The sequence below is a fragment of the Sorangium sp. So ce394 genome (genome assembly GCF_051474665.1).
Taxonomy (GTDB): Bacteria; Myxococcota_A; Polyangia; order Polyangiales; family Polyangiaceae; genus Sorangium; species Sorangium cellulosum_D.
Genome location: NZ_CP150339.1, coordinates 10,404,229 through 10,421,322, shown reverse-complemented (window position 1 = coordinate 10,421,322; position 17,094 = coordinate 10,404,229). Strand labels below are relative to the sequence as shown.

The following is a 17,094-nucleotide window of genomic DNA, read 5'->3' as shown; positions in this document are numbered from 1 at the left end:
TCCTGCTGTGGGTTGATCCCGATTGCGAGGCGGCCGCTGACGATGAGGCGATCGAGCGAGGCGCGAGCGTCACGTCTTGCGGACGATCAGCTGGTAGCCCTGCAGGACGATCTCGTGCCCTCCCTTGACGAACCCGAGGAAGGCGTCGATGCCCGGCTTCGGGTCGACGGCGGCCGCGATCTCCTTCGGGTAGGAGCCGCCGATGGCGTAATCGTCGAAGATCGCGAGGCCGCCGCGCCGGAGGAGCGGCCAGACCGAGAGCGCGTCCTGGAGGGCGTCCACCGGGTGATGCGAGCCGTCGACGTAGGCGATATCGAACGTCGAGCCCGAGAGCAAGGGGAGCGCCTGCCGCGAGTACCCTTTCAGCTTCGTCACCTTGTGGCCGGCGCCGGTCTGCCGCATGTTGTGATCGAAGTGCCGCTCTGCCTGCAGCTGGCCCGGTCCGTCGAAGGGATCGACGCAGACGAGCCGGCTGGTCTCGTGCGTGAGGACGTTCTCGAGCAACCAGCAGGCGCTCAGCCCCTCGAAGGAGCCGATCTCCAGGCATCGCACGTCGGGCTTGCCGCGCAGCGGAGCGAGCACGGGCTCCCAGGACGTGACGTTGTGAGTGAACCAGTCCTGTGTGATCCGGTAGCGGGCATGGGGGAGCAGGTCGAACAGGCTCGAGCGGCCGAGCAGGCCGCCGACGGCGTCGCGCGCCCGGCCGCCCAGGTCGCTCCCCTTGGCGAGGTGGTGGACGACCTCGAACACGACGCGCTTCGCGAGCGAGAGCGCCGGGAGCGCGGCGGCGCCGTCCCGCTCGGCGCGGCGCGCGAGGCCGTCGAGCCTGGCTTCGAGCGTCGCCGCGAGGCGCTCGACGGCCGCGGTGACGTCCTTGCCGTCCGCCACGTCCTGCAAAATCCCGACGTACAGATCCATGGCGCCACGGTCGAATACGGAAGTCTCGACAGAGCCCTGGAGCTCTCCACGATCGACGCTATCCATGCGCTTGCTCTCCTCTCTCGGCCGCCCTCGCGGCCGCCTCGCGTCGGTGCTGCTGGACCACGCGAGGCTTGATGATGTTCCTGGCGACATAGGTGATCCACGGCGGCGGCATGGGCCTGAGCATCAGGCGCCACAGCTTCATCGAGAGCGGCGCGACGTCCGGGATCGGCTTGCCCACGGGGAGCGCGAGGTCCAGGAGCGCGCCGGGCACCGCGGACAGCGCGTCTCGGCCGACGTAGATGAACGTGTTGAACCGGTACCAATACGACACCTCCGGGTCGCCCTGCACCGACGGGCGGATCGCGTCGAGGAGCAGGTACCCGCGCTCGTCGAAGAGCTCGCGCCAGTACCCGTACGGGCGCTCGTTGATGTGGAATTCTCCGCCCTGCCCCGGCGGCGCGGCGGAGAACAGGACGACGCTCCCGTGGCGCGTCAGCGAGCCCACGAAGTCCCTGGCGGCCTCTCGCGGCAGATGCTCGCCGACCTCCAGGCTCTGGACGAGATCGAACCGCCGCCCGAGCTGCACGGGCTGGGTCAGATCCGCGGCGCGGAACTCGGAGGGATCGACGAGCAACGCGCCGCTCTCCACGTGCGCTCCGTCGAGGCCGAGCACCTCGGGGACGCCGAGCTGCTTCCAGACCTTCAACCACGCGCCGTGGCCGCACCCGAAATCCACGACGCTGGTCACGTTGAACCACGTCAGGAGGAGGCGAAGGATAGGCTCGGCGGAGCGCATCGCCTCTCTGTTCATGATGTCGTAGAACTCTCTATCGTAATCGTACATGGCGTCCACGCCCCGGTTCAGGTAGCTCCGCTCCACGTCCGCGGCGGCCTGCGCTCGGCAGGCCGCCCGCTCACTCGCCGCCGCCCTGCGCGATCATGCTGTCCGAGGCCCAGACGGGCGCCCTCTTGCCCGGCGCGGCGAGGACCTCGGGGGCAGCCTCGCCTCGGATCAGCGAGCGCAGCGCCTCCAGGAAGGCGCCGTTGAGCCGCTCGATCGTCCCGCGGAGGTGCACGTTCTCGCTGTAGTTCCAGAGCGCGGTCAGGCGGCCGCTGAAGATCCCCACCTGACATTGCAGGAGGAAGTCTCGCATGTTCTCCGGATCCTCCATGGCCGGAGGTATCTGAGGCACCGCCTTGACAAGCGCCGTATCCGATACGGGCAGCTCGAACTGTCCCACGTAGTTGAAGATCATCTCGCGCCTCGGCAAGGACTTGAGCGCTGCCACGATCTCCTCATCCTGGCTGAGCCAGCGCAGGGCTGCGTAGGTGCTCCCGTGGCGGAGGAGCCGATCGAACTGACCCTTGACGCTCTGGAGCGCCTCGAGCGGGGTCCGCGGGCCCCGCAGCTGGAGCAGGAGGGGGATGCCGTGCGCGAAGAGGCCCACCGTGCGGGCCAGGTCCATGTCGTCGGACGGGGCCTCCCGGCCGTGCACGATCACGTCGAGCAGCAGGGCGTCGAGGCCGGCCGAGCGCGCGAACGCCTGCCCGAGCGCCGAGAGCAGCGCGACCATGATCTGGGCGCGGTGGGTCCTCGGGAGGTCCTGCAGCAGCGCGCTGGTCTCTTCGGCGGAGAGCGACGACGACAAAATCCGCGTGGACGCGATCGTGTTGGCCTCTCTCCCGCTCGGGTGATCGATCGGGAGAGGCGTCGCCGCGCCCCAGGGGAGGGAGCGCCAGTACTCCAGGTCGCGCTTTCTCTCCGGCGATCGAGCGTGGTCGACGAGCCGCTCTGCCCATTGCTTGTACGACGTGGTCTTGGGGGGCAAGAGCACGGGCTGACCCTGCTTCAGCTGGTGGTACGCCATCTCGATATCGGCGAGCACGATCTGGAGAGACACGACGTCGCTCACCAGGTGATGAAGGATGATGAGCAGCCTGTCGCGCTGATCGCCGCCCAGGCCGAAGTAAACGACCTGCACGAGCGGCCCGGCGAAGAGGTCGAGCTTCGTCTGGAACTCGACCACCGACGCGTCCATCGCGCTGGCCTGCTCCGCGGGGGGCAGCGCCGAGAGGTCGACGTGGGTGAGCGGCACCGTGTCCTCCGGAGGCGCGATCCGCTGCCGCCACCCGCGCTCGTCGCGCGCGAACCGCGTACGGAGCGCGTCGTGGTGCAGGAGCACGGCCCGGAGCGCCTGCGAGAGGCGCTCTGGCTCGAGCGGCCGGATCAGCTCCCAGAGCGTCGCGAGGTTCCAGTGATGAGGGTTCGGGAGCTCGCGCGACAGGAGCCAGTGCTGGTTCGGCCCCAGCGGGACCTCGCCGGTGACGAGCGCGCGCGCGGCGTCGACCGGCGCGGCGCCGCCGGCGGCCGCGCCGTCGGCGATCATCGCGCGGATCTGGCGGGCGAGCTCTCCGACGGTCACGCCCTTCAACAGATCGACGACGGGGACGGTGGCCCGGAGGTCGGTCCCGATCCGGTTCTTCAGCTCGAGCGCGAGCAGGGAGTCGAGCCCGAGGTCGTTGAGCAGCGAGCGCCGGTCGATCCGTGAGGCCGAGAGCCGCAGCACGCGCGCGACGAGGCCCTGGAGGTAGTCGACGAGGCGCTCTTCCTGCTCGGCGGGCTCCGCGGGCTCGAGGATGGCCTGGAGCGGGTGCTTCGGCGGCGCGCTGGCGGCGCGCGCGGCCTCGCCGCCGGTCGCGGCGCCGTCGAGCAGGCGCGCGATGAACGGCACGGCGCTGCCGGAAGAGAAGTTGTTCCGCGCGAACGTCTGGGGATCGGAGACCCACAGGACCGTCGCCTGGTCGATGTCCTGCTGCAGGACGTGCCCGAGCGCCTCCAGGCCGCGGCGCGGCGAGAAGGGGGGCATGCCGCGGTTGTTGAAGTAGTCTCCGAGCGTCGTGGCCATGCCAGCTTCGGCCCACGCTCCCCAGTTGATGCTGCTGGCCGGGAGGCCGCGGCCGCGCCGGTACTGCGCGAGGCCGTCGAGGAAGGCGTTGGCAGCGCCGTAGTCCGCCTGCCCCGCGGTGAAGGCGAGCGCGGCGATCGACGAGAAGAGCACGAAGAAATCCAGCGGCTCCCGCTCGAGATGCCGGTGCAGCAGCCAGGCGCCCTGCACCTTCGGTCGCGCGGTCTCGAGGTACTCCTCCATGGTCATCGCGGCCATCAGGTGCGGTCTGCTCACGCCGGCGGCGTGGATCACGCCTCGGATCGGGGGGTACCCCTCGTCCCGGTGCCGACCGAGGAACGCCGTGAGCTGCGCCTCATCGGCGATGTCGAGGGCGGCCACGTGCACGCTCGCGCCGAGCGCCTCGAGCTCGCGGACGGCAGCGACGCGCTGCCCGAGCGGCGTATCGGCGGCGGCCTCGAGCCACGCCGCGCGCGGCGGGAGCGCGCTGCGACCGAGCAGGACCAGCCGGCGCGCGCCGTGCTGCACCATCCAGCGCGCGACAAGGAGCCCCAGCCCGCCGAGCCCGCCCGTGATGAGGTAGCTGGCGTCGGCCCGGAACGAGAGCGCCGGCGCGGCCTGCGCGAGGTCGGGGCGCGCGACGAGCCGAGGCACATGACGCCGCCCGCGCCGGTAAGCCACCTGGTCCGTCACCCTGCCCGCGATCAGGTCGTCGGCGAGCAGCGCGACCTCGTCGAGCGGGCTGCTCGGGTCGAGGTCGATCAGGCCGCCGTAGCGATCGGCGTGCTCTTGATAGCCGACCATCCGCATCATGCCCCAGAGCGCGGACTCGGCGACCGCGGTCGGGGGGAGGTCGGGCGTGACCGGCTGGGCGCCGCGCGTCGCCGCCCAGATGCGCGGCAGCTCGCTGTGGCCGCTGCGGTCGAGGGCCTGGACGAGGTGCAACAAGGCGATCGGGCCGAGCGCCTGCGCGCGGTCGAGATCCCCGAGCGTGAGGCCCTCGGCGGGGACCGTGTCCAGGCTGAAGAGGTGGAGGATGCCGCGCCACGGCTGCCGCGCGCGCGCGAACACCGCGGCGACCAGCTCCTGCATGTCGTCGAGGGACGCCGGGTTCACCGCGAAGCGGCGCTGCGCCTCGTCCGCCTCGTAGCGCGCTCCGGCGAACACCAGGACGCACCGATCGCCCCGGGCTTCCAGCTGCGCCGCGAGCGCCTGCCCGAACCCTTGCCGATCGGCCAGCAAAAGCCAGCTGCCACGCCCGCGCGGCGCCTCCGGGGCCGCGTCGGGCTGAGGCTGCCATTCTATCTTGTAGAACAGGCTGCTCGTGTCGACGGCATCGTCGGACCGCGCGTGCTCCAGCGAGCGGGCGACGGCGCCCCGCAGCTCCAGCACCACGTTGCCGGCGTCGTCGCAGGCGATCAGGTCGCCGCGCAGGACGCGCTCGTCGAACTCCACGACCTGGGAGCGCACCCAGAGCTGCTCGGGCACCCGGCCGCGGAGCTGCAGCGACGCGATGTGGGTGGGCAGGTAGACCCCTCGGCTGCGATCGCCGGCGTCGTCCGCCGGCATGGTCGTCGCCAGCAGCACCTGGAAGCAGGCGTCCAGCAGCGCCGGGTGCAGCGCATACCCGCCCTGCGCGGCGCGCGCCTCCCCGCCAAGGGCGACGCGCGCCACGGCCGAGGCCGCGCCGCGCCAGAGCTGAGCGATCCCGCGGAACTCGGGGCCGTAGTGGAGCCCGAGGCTCCTCAGGTAGCGATAGCAGTCCTGCGTCGACGTCTCGCGCGGGTGCTCGGCGCGCCACTCGGCCAGCGGGAGCCTCCGTGCGCGGCGGTCCTCTGGCAGGAGGCGGAAGGTCGCGCTCGCGTGCCGCGCCCACTGCTGCGGGTCGGCGCTGGCGCGGCTCCCGACGCTCGCCGTCCCCTGCGCGCCGTCGCAGACCACCTGGAGGCGCGGCTGGGTGTCCGGGTGCACGAACAGCGCTTTGTGAAACTCGATGCCTGTGAGCTCGATCCCGCGGTCCTCCGCTCCGAACAGCGATCTGGCCGCGACCAGCATCATCTCGATGTACCCAGCGCCCGGGTACACCACGGCGCCTTGCACCACGTGGTCCTTGAGGTAGGGCAGGCGATCGACGTCGACGACGCTCTCCCAGGTCGGCTGGAAGCTGGGCAGCCGATCGCCGAGCAACGGGTGGCCCGGCGCCCCCAGCCGGTCGCGCCGCGAGGCGTCCGACTCGACCCAGTGCGGCTCGTGCTGCCACGGGTAGCGCGGCAGCCGCACGACGCGCGCGCCGCGCGGATCGCCCGGGTGCACGCCGCGCCAGTCGACGGGGAACCCCGCGACGTAGAGCGCGCCCAGCGCCTCGAGCAGGGTAGCGCGCTCGCCCGCCTTGCGGCGCAACGAGGTCAGCACGCTGGCCTTGCGACCGTGCAGCGCGGCGCACTCCTGGATCGAGGAGCCCAGCACCGGGTGCGCGCCGAGCTCCAGGAACGTGTCGTAGCCCTCCTGGAGGAGCGCCTCGGCGGCGGGCGCGAACAGCACGGTATCGCGCACGTTGCGCCACCAGTACTCGGCGTCCCACTCGCTCCCTTGCGACCGGGCGCCGGTCACCGTCGAGAAGAGCGACAGCGCTGCCTGCCGCGGTCGGATGTGCCGTAGCGCCTCGATCACCTCATCGCGCAGAGGATCCATGTAGTGGCTGTGGTACGGCACATCCACCTGCAAGAAGCGGACGAACACCTTCCGCTCCTCGAACGGACGGACGAGCTCCGAGAGCGCGTCGTGGTCGCCGACGAGGGTCACCGCGCTGGGGCCGTTCACGGCGGCGATGGAGATGCGCGCTTCGCGGCCGGCCAGGGCGGCCCGGGCCTCGGCCAGCGGGATCCCCACCGCGACCAGCTTGCCCTGTCCGGTGGTCCGGTGCTGGAGGCGGCTGCGATGATAGATGATCTGGATCGCCTCCTCGAGGTCGAACACGCCGGCGCAGTAGGCCGCCGCCACCTCGCCGGCGCTGTGCCCAACGATGGCGTCCGGCGCGATGCCCCAGGACCGCCACAGCGCGGCCAGGCCGGCCTGGAGGGCGAAGCTCGCCGGCTGGGCGATCTGGGTCTCGGACATGCGCGAGCGCCCCTCGTCCGCCAGCATCTGCTCGAGCAGCGACCATCCGGCGTGCCGGCGCAGGAGCGCGTCGCATTCCTTGACGGTCTCGTAGAACACGGGCTCTCGGGCCAGGAGCTCGCGGCCCATGGCCCACCACTGAGGCCCCATGCCCCCGAACACGAACACGAGGCGCGCCGGGGTGTGCGGCCGACGCCCGATGGCCGCGCCGGGCGCCGCCTCGCCTGCCACGATCGCGGTCAGCTGCTCGGCAAGCGCCTCGCAGGACTCGGCCCGCAGCGCCAGCCGGTGCTCGTGGTGGGTGCGGCGCGCGCCGGCGGAGCGGCAGAGATCGCGCAAGAAACCGGGCTCGTCCTCGTCCCGGGCGATCAGCGCGCGGTACGCGCGCGCGGTGTCCAGGAGCGCCTGCTCGCTCCGCGCGGACAGGGGGAGGAGCTCGCTCCGGGCCTCCTCCGCCGGGAGCGGCGTGGCCAGCTCGGCCGGCGCCTCCTCGAGCACCACGTGGGCGTTGGTCCCGCCGAAGCCGAAGGAGTTGACGCTGGCCAGCCGCGGGCCAGCCGTGCGGGGCCAGGGCTCGAGCGCGCGAGCGACCTTCAGGCCAAGCGCGTCGAAGTCGATCCCGGGGTTGGGCTGCTGGAGGTGGAGGTGCGGCGGAATGGCGCCGTGCTTCAGCGCCAGCGCTGCCTTGATGAGCCCCGCGACGCCCGCGGCGGCCTCGAGGTGACCGATGTTCGTCTTGACCGAGCCGATCCAGCACGGGTCGTCCGGCGCCCGGCCGCTCCCCAGCACGGCGCCGAGCGCATTCGCCTCGATCGGGTCGCCCACCGGCGTGCCCGTGCCGTGCGCCTCCACGTACTGGATCTGAGCCGGCGATACGCGCGCCCGTTCACACACCTCCCGGATCAGCGCCTGCTGAGCGTGGCCGCTGGGCACCGTGATGCCGTTCGTGCGGCCATCCTGGTTGACGCCGCTGCCGCGAATGACGGCGTAGACCGGATCTCCGTCGGCGAGCGCCCGGCGCAGCGGCTTGAGCACCACGATCCCGGCGCCCTCGCCGCGCACATAGCCGTTCGCGCGCGCGTCGAACGCCTTGCTGCGCCCGTCGGGCGAGAGCATCCCCGCCTTCGACTCGGCGATCGTGTATTCCGGCCGGAACATCGCGTTGACGCCGCCGGCGAGCGCCAAAGCGCTCTCGTCGTTCCAGATGCTCCGGCACGCCAGGTGCACCGCGACCAGGGACGAGGAGCAGGCGGTGTCCAGCGCCACGCTCGGCCCGCGGAGATCGTACATGTAGGAGATGCGATTCGCCAGCATCGTCATCGCGCTGCCGGTCGCGGCGTGCGGGCCGATGAGATCGCGATTGTTCGCGTCCAGCTGGAAGATCTTGATATCTTCCGTGAAGCCGCCGATGAACACGGCCGTATCGCTCCCGGCCAGCTGCTCGGGGACGATCCCTGCGTCCTCGAGCGCTTCCCAGCTGACCTCCATGAGCCAGCGCTGCATCGGGTCGAGCGACGCGGCTTCGCGCGGAGACATCCCGAAGAAGAGGGCGTCGAAGAGCTCGATGCGCTGCTGTACGAACCCGCCCCAGCGAGACACCGTCTTGCCGGGCTTACCTGGGCTCTGGTCGTAGAAGCGCTCGATGCTCCATCGATCGGGCGGCACTTCGCCGATGGCATCCACGCCGTCGCTCAGCAGTTTCCAGAAGCTGTCGGCGTCGTGCGCCCCGCCGGGGAATCGGCAACCGATGCCGACGATCGCGATCGGCTCCATGCGAGCGTCAATGCCGTCGGAGCCGCGTGAGAACGTGGATGAAGCGGTGTTGCTGGGCATTTCTGATCCTTGTCTCGTCGGCCGCTGACCACGGCGCGAGGTACGCTCGAAGGCTGCGGATGCACGGAGGAGCGCTCGTGCGCTCGTCTCATGAGGCTTCGCGAACACGGATGCCGTACCGGGGGATCTCCTCCGTCGATCGCGGCGACCTGCGTCGCTGGCTGGCCGAGATGCAGGTGGTACGCCGGCGCGCATCGGGCGCGACGAGCCTCAAGAGCTCAGGGGCCGCGTGAACAGGAGATGACGCGGCCGAGCCGGCGCCGCGCGCCGTCGGACCTGTCGAGGCGCGAAGATGGCGCCGCGCGTATGAGATAAACGTCGCCCTCCGTCCGTGTCGTTAACCACGTTGTCAGCTGCGGTGCAACTGATTCTGTATCGATCTTGACAGTTCTTAACGGGTTCGCTTTATCATTCTTAACATGGCACGAGTCGTCTCTCTCTGCGGGGGCGGCGACTCGGGTGCTCCGCCTGCCAGCGCGACGGTCGCGATGACGCCTCGTTGCGGAGGTGGGCCGCGGTGAGGACGAGCCGCCTGCGCGGGGGCCGAGCTCGCGCGGCGCCGGCGCGCGTGTTCGGCCGAGCGCTCGTCGAACACCGCGCGGCGCGTCGGTCTGCTCTGCTAGCCTGGGCTGGTGAGACCCCGCCGTGACCGGCACCGCATCTCTCTCGCCCTCGCCCTCGCGACCGAAGTCGCGCTCCTCGCCCCGGCCGCGGCGCAGGCGGCGGACCCGGCGCCCGCCCTCGCGATCGACCTCGGGGGGGCGCAGCTCGACCTCGTGCTGGTGAAGGAGGGCCGCTTCCGCCAGGGCTCGCCGCCGGCGGAGGCGGGCCGCGGCGACGACGAGGCGCCCCGGGAGGTGACCCTGAGCCGCGGCTTCTACCTGGGCAAATTCCCGGTCACGGTCGGGCAGTTCAAGCGCTTCGTCGAGCAGACCGGCTACCGCACCGAGGCCGAGGTCGGCGCCTCCGGCGGGTTCGGCTTCGACGGCAAGGGCCTGTCGCAGCGCAAGGAGTTCACCTGGAGGGCTCCCGGCTTCCCGCAGACCGACCAGCACCCGGTGACGCTGGTGACGTTCAAGGACGCGGGCGAGTTCGCCCGGTGGCTCACGCAGAGGACCGGCCGCGCCTTCGATCTGCCGACCGAGGCGCAGTGGGAGTACGCCCACCGCGCGGGGACCCAGACGCGGTTCTACGCGGGGAACGACGACGCGGCCGCCGCCGCCATCGGGTGGTTCAAGGGCAACGCCGGGAGCGGCACCCGGCCCGTCGGGCAGAAGCAGCCGAACGCCTTTGGCCTGCACGACATGAGCGGCAATGTCTACGAGTGGTGTCGCGACTTGTACGGTCCCTACGCGCCCGGCCCCGCGGTCGACCCCGAGCAGACCTCGGCGCCGGGCGGCGACAAGCCCCGGCGCGTGCTGCGCGGCGGCTCGTGGCTCAAGGACGCGAAGCACCTGCGCGCCGCGGCGCGGTACCGCAACGACCCCGGCAGCCGCAACGCGGACAACGGCTTCCGCGTGGTCGCCGCGCTGGAGGCGAGCGCCCCCGCGGCCGCCGCGCCTTCGCCGGCCGCGCCGGCGGGGTCGGCGCGCGCGCCGCGCTCGAGCGCGGGGTCGACCGCGGCGACGGTGGCGTTCGTCGGCGGCGGCCTCGTCCTGGCGAGCGCCGTCATCGGCCTCGTCGGCGTGCTCGTGCACCGCGCGACCCGCCGCAAGCCCATGCCCGGGGCGCCGCCCGGCGTGACGTTCCGGCCGCAGGGCGACGGCTTCTGGCTGCACGCGCCCCCGCACCTGCACGGGTCGGTGCTCCACTACCGCTGCCTCGTGAAGGGCGCGATGCGGCGCACGTCGGTCCCCATCGAGGCGAGCCCGCGCGGGCAGTTCGTCTACACGGGCGGCGTCCCGTCGGCGGTGGAGGCGGAGCAGCTCGGCGCGGCCGCGTGGGCCGCGGCGCCCTCCGCCGCGCCGCCGGCGGCCGCGCCGCGCGCCGCCTGGGGCGGCCATCGCTCGCGGGAGCGCATCTCCAGCGCGCCGGACGTCGCCGTCGTCGCGCCCTTCCGCGGCTACCCCTCGGCCTACTGAGCCGCGCCGCTCGCGCCCGCATGCGCCCGCCGATCTGCGCCGTCTTCGCCGAAGCGCCCGAGCACCGCGCCCGCGCCGGCCGCACGCTGCGCGCGCTCCGGCTCGCCGGGCTCGCGCCGCTCGACCTCACGCCCGCGCCGCTCGCGGCCGCGGCGGACGCGATCGCGGCGGGGCCGGTGTGGCTCGTGCGCGGGGGCGCCTGGCCCGCGCCGTCCGCGGCGCTCGATCCGGACCCGTTCCCGCCGCCGAGCGACACCGGGCTGCCGGTCTGCGCGCTCGGCGCCGTGCTCGCGCCGCTCGACCTCGCCGCGGCGCCGGCTGCGGCCTCGGCGCCGCCCGCGCGCTCGGCGCCCTCCCGCGCGGCGCCCTCCGCGGCCGCGTCGCCGGCGTCCGACGCCGCGGCGTGGGCCGAGCTGCTGCGGGCGACGGGCGGCGAGCTGAGCCGGGCCGCGCGCCGCGCGCCGCGGCGCCGCGCGCCGGGGTTGCCCCGCGCCGCGAGCGTGTACCTCGACGCGCCGCTCGCCGCGGGCGTCGCGGCGCGCCTCCGCGCGGGCGATCCGCTCGACGCCGCGCTCCAGGGCGAGCTCGGGGCGCGGCGGGCGCGCGTGGTGCGGCACGCGCCGCTCGACGTGTGCGACGACGCGGCGCTGCGGGTCGCGCAGGTCGTGACCAGCCTGCAGCAGGGCGGCGCCGAGCGGATCGCGATCGACCTCGCGACCGCGCTGCCGCGCCGCGGCGTGCGCTCGCGCGTCTGCGCGGTGTACCGGCCGACCCGCCCCACGTTCGGCGTGCTGCCGGGGACGCTCGACCTGTCCGGGGCGCCCGGCGACCGCGAGGCGCGCTTCGACGCGCTCGCCCGCGGGCTCGCCGCGTGGGGCGCGGATCTCGCGCACGCGCACCTGCTCGACGCCGAGGACCTCGGCCGGCTCTCCGCGCGCGGGTACCGGCCGCTCGTGACGGTGCACAACGTGGCCGCGGGCTGGCCGGCGGGGCTCGAGCGCCTCGGCCCGGACGGCGCGGCGCTGCTCGTGGCGTGCGCGCGCGCGGTCGAGGCGGAGCTCGCCGCGCGCGGGCTGCCGGTCCCGCGGCGCACGGTGTGGAACGGGATCGACGTGGGGCCGGCGGAGCCCGGCGGCGCCCGATCGGCGGCGGCCGCGGCGTGGCGGCGGCGCCTCGAGATCGCGCCGGGCGATCTCGTCCTGCTCGCCGTTGCCAACCCGCGGCCGCAGAAGCGGCTGCACCTCTTGCCCGCGATCCTGGCGGCCACGCGGTCCGCGCTCGCCGCGGCCGGCGATCCGCGGCCGGCGCGGCTCGTGATCGCCGGGAGCGCCTCGCCCGGCAGCGCGCCGGCGCTCGCGGCGGAGGCGGAGATCCGGCGCGAGGTCGACCGGCTCGGCCTGCGCGCCGAGGTGCGCTTCGCCGGCGCGGTCGCCGACGTGGCCGGCCTGCTCGCGGCGGCGGACGTGCTCGTGTCGCCGAGCGCCCACGAAGGGCTGAGCCTCGCACACCTCGAGGCGCTCGCCGCGGGCCTCCCGGTCGTCGCGACCGGCGCCGGCGGCACGGCGGAGATCGCGGCCGAGACGCCGGCGCTTGTCCACCTGCCGCTCGACGCCGCGCCGGAGCGGCTCGCCGAGGCGATCGCGGCGGCGGCGCGCGGCGCAGCGGCGGCGCGCGGCGCGGCGGCGGGCGGCCGGGAGGTCGTGGCGCGGCACTTCAGCGTCGCGCGCATGGCCGAGGGGTACGCGCGGCTCTACCCGCGGGCGATCGCCCGGAACCGCGGCCCGCGCCGGGGGGACGGGCTGCTGCTCGTGACGAACAACTTCTCGACCGGCGGCGCCCAGTCGAGCGCGCGGCGGCTCTTGCTCGGCCTCGCCGCGGCGGGCGTGCGCGGCCGGGCGGCCGTGATCGAGGAGCAGCCGGAGTACCCGACGCCGGGCCGGCGGGCGCTCGCCGCCGCGGGCATCCCGGTGATGGCGGTGCCGCCGCCGGCCGACATCGAGCCGGCCGAGGCGGTGGAGCGCCTGCTCCGCGCGATCGAGGAGGACCCGCCCGAGGCCGTCGTGATGTGGAACGTGATCGCGGAGCACAAGGTGCTGCTCGCCGACGGGCTGCTCGACGTGCCGCTCTTCGACGTGAGCCCGGGCGAGATGTACTTCGCCTCGCTGCGCCGCTATTTCGCGTCGCCGCGCCGCGGGCTGCCGTACCGCGCGCCGCGCGACTACGGCGCCCGCCTCGCCGGGGTGATCGTCAAGTACGGGGCCGAGGCGGCGCTGGCCGCCGAGGTGCTCGGGGCGCCGGCGCACGTGGTGCCGAACGGCGTCGCGCTCGGCCCGCGCCCGCCTGCGCCGCCGCGGCGCGCGCCGGGCGGCGGCGAGCGCGCGGCGCGCGACGGGCGCGCGCGGCTCGCGATCGGGACGGCGGCGCGCGTGCACCCGCACAAGAGGCTCGACGAGCTCCTCGCCGCGCTGCGGCTCGCGGCGCCGCGGCTGCCGCCGCACGTGCTGCGCATCGCGGGCGGCGTCGAGCGCGGCGCCGAGGCGCACGCCGAGGCGCTGCGGCGGATGGCGGAGGGGCTGTCGGTCGAGTGGGTCGGCGAGCTCGCTGACACGCGCGCTTTCCTGAGCGATCTCGACATGTTCGCGCTGATCGCCGAGCCCGCGGGGTGCCCGAACGCGTCGCTGGAGGCGATGGCCGAGGGGCTGCCGGTGGTGGCCACGGCGGTCGGCGGCATGGCCGAGCAGGTCGTCGACGGGGTGACGGGCCGGCTGGTGCCGCCGGGCGACGCCGAGGCGCTCGCGGGGGCGCTCGTGGAGCTGGCCGAGGATCCGGCGCGGCGAGCGCGCATGGGGGCGGCGGGGTGGGAGCGCGCGCGGGAGCGGTTCTCGCTGGAGCGGATGGTCGCCGACTACGCGCGCGCGTGCCTGGGCGGGCGGGAGGGGCGGGGAGGCGAGGGGAGCGGGGTGGGAGGCGCGTGAGAGCGGTCGCGGCCGGACGTCTGGCGGTGCGTGGCCAGACGTCCGGCTGGGGGAATCAACCTCCCCCGCCGCGCCCTCAGTGGGTCGTCGAGCCGCCGAGCGTGGGGACCTGCTCCGCGCCGTCCAGGAGGAGCTCATCGGCGCTGGCCGCGATCGAAGCGGCGCTGGCCGCCTCCGAGGAGCAGGCCGCCGTGCACGCTTTGTCCTCGATGAAGGACTTGAGGACCTGCGCGCGGTGGGGGAGGAACGTCCACTGGAGCGGCGCCGAGATCTCGCCCGCCTCGTTGACGTGCACGAACGTGCCCGGCGCGGTGGTCGGGAAATGCGCCGGCCACACGTGCACGCCGCCGACGTTCTCGTCGTCGCGGCTGCTCAGCTCGTGGCACCCGGCGCACGACTGGGTGGTGGCGCGATCGGCGGCGTTGTCCGCCGTGACCATGCCAGGCGGGAGGCCGCGGCTCACGAGGATCGGCCCGAGCGCCGTGGTGATGTCGGCGGCAAACGCGGTGTTCCCCTGCATGCGCGCCCGATAGTTGTTGTTGTTGGGGTCGAAATCACCGGGGTCCATGATGCTCTCGCCCGAGTTGAAGAGCTCCTGGTTGGGCAGCGTGCGGAGCGAGATTTTGTTCTCGTCGTCGCCGGACGGCACGAGCTCGTCGAGGGCGTCGGGGAAGCTGCTCTGGAACGCGGCCCCGCGGGGGTCGCTGGCGAAGCTGGCGTTGAACAGGCCGGGGAACGGGTTCTCCTTCACCGTGACCGGCTTGAAGAAGAGCCTGGGCGAGCTGCCGTTGTCCAGCTCGAGCTTGAACTCGCGGAGCACCCAGGGCTGGAATCCTCGGCTCGACGCCATGAACTGGTTCGTGCGGATCTGGCCGGTGCCGGCCATGAAATGGGACGCCTGGATGACCGGCTCGAAGTCGGGCAGCTCGGGCCGGCCGTAGAAATAGAACCCCTCGAGCGCGGCCTGGCGCTGGGTCGCGGTCATGTTCGGGTCCGAGAGGTTCGCCCAGAACTCGGCGACCGGGAGACAGGCCGCGATGCCGCACTCGGGGTGCGGGTTCGGGAGCTGGGCCTCGAAGATGATGAAGTTGCGGTCGGTGGCGCCGGCCGACTTCTTGGCGTAGATGATCCGGTACTCGCCGCAATGCGAGCCGTCCTTCGCCGCGAGGTCGAACCGGTTCACGAGCGCGACCGGCTCCATGAAGTGGTTCCCGGCGGGATTGAACGGGCTGCTCAGGCCGGGATCGGACGGGTTGGTCTGGGCGAGCACGCCCTCGTTCCTGGGGCACGTGTACGGGTACCCGTTGAGCGTTGGATTGCCGTTGCTGTCGGTCTCGTCGTCGCAGTGGATGGCTTCGGCGTCCGTGAAGACGGCGTTGGCGGCATCGTTCTGCGTGTCCCACCAGCGCTTGTAGACCTCCTCGGGATCCTGGCTGGAGCCGACGCTCGCAAGGAGCCGATTGAGGACGAAGCTGAGCGAGAACTCGGTAAAGAGGTCCGGGTGCGTCTCCTTCGTGACGATGAGGGACTTCCGCAGGTCGATGACCGGCACGGACGCGGGGCACGTCAGCGCCTCCGCGCCCTCCGCCGTGAGCTCCTGGGCCTCGCCGGCGGCGACGACGTCATCGTCCACCGGATCGGCGCCGCCGCAGGCGCCCAGGGAGACCGACGCCGCGGCGCCCATGATCGCTGCGATGAGGGGGAACTTGGAGACATAACGAAGATGCATGATCGCTCCTGTGGAGTAAGGCGGACCCGGGTCGCTCCGAAGCGGCTCGCGCTCCTGCGCCTGCTCCGCCTCGCGCTGTACCTGCTCGGCGTGCCTCGCCGGGGAATGCCCCGGCCGCGACGGCCCGGCTGGGAGCGCGCTATCGCAACCGGTATGCCGCCCCGCGGCGCGAGGGCCCCTCCGACGAGATCGGGCGGCGCGACGCGCCGAGCGCCGGCGCAGGAGCGGCTGCCGCCTCATCGAGCTCGCCCGCGGGTCCAGCCTGCGCGTGGCAAGCCTTGCCGTCATGGCAAAGATTGCCGTTCATGAAAGACACGCGCATGGCAAGGATTGCCATCGCGCCGCGCGCCCGTCCGACGGACACACCGATAGCACCTTTTCGGCGCTTCGCCGGCGCGGGTGCTCCTTGCTCGAGCCGCCCGCGACCGATCCTCGCGCCGAGATCAGCGGACCGGGAACGGCCAGATCAGCTGTTCCAGCGCGGAGAGCGAGGAGGCCTGGGACTCCCAGCCTTCGATCCTGACCTGGTAGCCGAGGTTGCTGTACCGGTGCAGGAGCGCGAGCGCCATCAGCTTGCGGCTCAGCGCCGGGGTCAGGTCGGCGTCGGCGATCCCGGTTCCGCAGGCGACCAGAAAGGCGCGCTGGAGCTCCGCGCTGCCGGCGGCGAGGAAGAGGCACGGGCCCAGGAGGTCGTATTCGGCCGGCCCGAGGCACGCGTCCGCGAAGTCGATCATGCCGGTGACGCGCCACGCCCCGCCCGTCTGGGTCACGAGGAGGTTCTCGGGCGTGTATTCTCCCGTCAGGAGGACGGGAATCACGGACGTCGGCAGGAGAGGGCGGGCCGAGGCCAGGTACGCCGGGATCTGAGCGATAAGGCGCTCGGGCAAGCGCATTCGCCGGTGGCGCCCCTCGCAGCCGGCGATCTGGCGCTCCACGAACGCGTCCCAGCCGAGATCGAGGCTCTCCAGCCCGCCGGTGGGCAGCGCGTGGGCGGCCGTCATGATCTCGCCGATGCGGGCGAGCGCCTCGGCGCGCTCCGCCCCGCCGAGCGCGGGCCAGACCTCTTCCAGGGTGCGCCCCGGGAGGCGCGACATCACGAGATACGGCCACCCGTCGAGCTCCCCTTCCCGGAGGATCTCCGGCGTGGCCACAGGGACGTTCCCGTGGACCCGCCCGAGCGCGAGGCGCTCGGCCTCGAACTGGTGCCTCAGGAACGGCGGGAACAGCTTGATGATCTGGCCCGCGTCGTTCGAAACAACGACGTTGGTCCCGCGCTCGAACGCGGCGAGGCCGCTCGCCGCGAGGCCGTGGCGCTCGCACACCGCGCGGATCGCCGGGAGAAAGGCGCCGAGATCGGCGCGGATCCGGTCGAAGCCGGCGGCGTCGTCGAACGGCGGGAACAGGGCCTGGTCGATCGGATCGGCGGTCATAGGAAGAGCGGCGGCCAGGGTAACCCGCGCGGGGCCTGCGGGGGAGAGGAAGGCAGACCTGACGACGCCGCAGCGCTGGCCATCCGAGCGACGTCCTGT

7 protein-coding genes are annotated in these 17,094 nt (G+C 73.3%); 2 read left to right on the top strand and 5 right to left on the bottom strand.

Annotated features, from left to right (window positions below):
• Nucleotides 1-69: 69 nt before the first annotated feature.
• From WMF33_RS38465 to WMF33_RS38455, 3 genes are read right to left on the bottom strand one after another with little or no spacing between them, the layout of a single operon-like run.
• Nucleotides 70-918 carry a class I SAM-dependent methyltransferase gene (locus WMF33_RS38465; RefSeq protein WP_061629592.1) on the bottom strand — a complete coding sequence of 283 codons (849 nt, stop codon included), beginning with the start codon at nt 916-918 and terminating at the stop codon, nt 70-72.
• Nucleotides 919-976: 58 nt separating this feature from the next.
• Complete coding sequence (locus tag WMF33_RS38460) at nt 977-1,804, bottom strand: methyltransferase domain-containing protein (protein ID WP_437333264.1); 828 nt, start codon at nt 1,802-1,804, stop codon at nt 977-979.
• Between the two features lie 34 nt (nt 1,805-1,838).
• Entirely contained in the window at nt 1,839-8,720 is a 6,882-nt protein-coding gene (locus tag WMF33_RS38455) for an SDR family NAD(P)-dependent oxidoreductase (RefSeq protein WP_437333263.1), read from the bottom strand.
• Nucleotides 8,721-9,412: 692 nt separating this feature from the next.
• Here WMF33_RS38455 and WMF33_RS38450 point away from each other — a divergent pair.
• Both WMF33_RS38450 and WMF33_RS38445 read left to right on the top strand, forming a co-directional pair.
• Nucleotides 9,413-10,861: a formylglycine-generating enzyme family protein gene (locus WMF33_RS38450; RefSeq protein ID WP_437333262.1), complete on the top strand. Its 1,449-nt coding sequence runs from the start codon at nt 9,413-9,415 to the stop codon at nt 10,859-10,861.
• Between the two features lie 20 nt (nt 10,862-10,881).
• Nucleotides 10,882-13,836, top strand: coding sequence for a glycosyltransferase (locus tag WMF33_RS38445; RefSeq protein WP_437333261.1), 2,955 nt, complete (start codon nt 10,882-10,884; stop codon nt 13,834-13,836).
• Nucleotides 13,837-13,912: 76 nt separating this feature from the next.
• Here the strand turns inward: WMF33_RS38445 and WMF33_RS38440 are convergent, their stop codons facing one another.
• Together WMF33_RS38440 and WMF33_RS38435 are read right to left on the bottom strand one after the other, a co-directional pair.
• On the bottom strand, nt 13,913-15,565 hold the full coding sequence (locus WMF33_RS38440; protein ID WP_437333260.1) for a hypothetical protein: 1,653 nt from the start codon (nt 15,563-15,565) through the stop codon (nt 13,913-13,915).
• Between the two features lie 443 nt (nt 15,566-16,008).
• Nucleotides 16,009-16,995, bottom strand: a complete 987-nt coding sequence (locus WMF33_RS38435; RefSeq protein WP_437333259.1) for a phosphotransferase family protein — start codon at nt 16,993-16,995, stop codon at nt 16,009-16,011.
• Between the last annotated feature and the right edge of the window lie 99 nt (nt 16,996-17,094).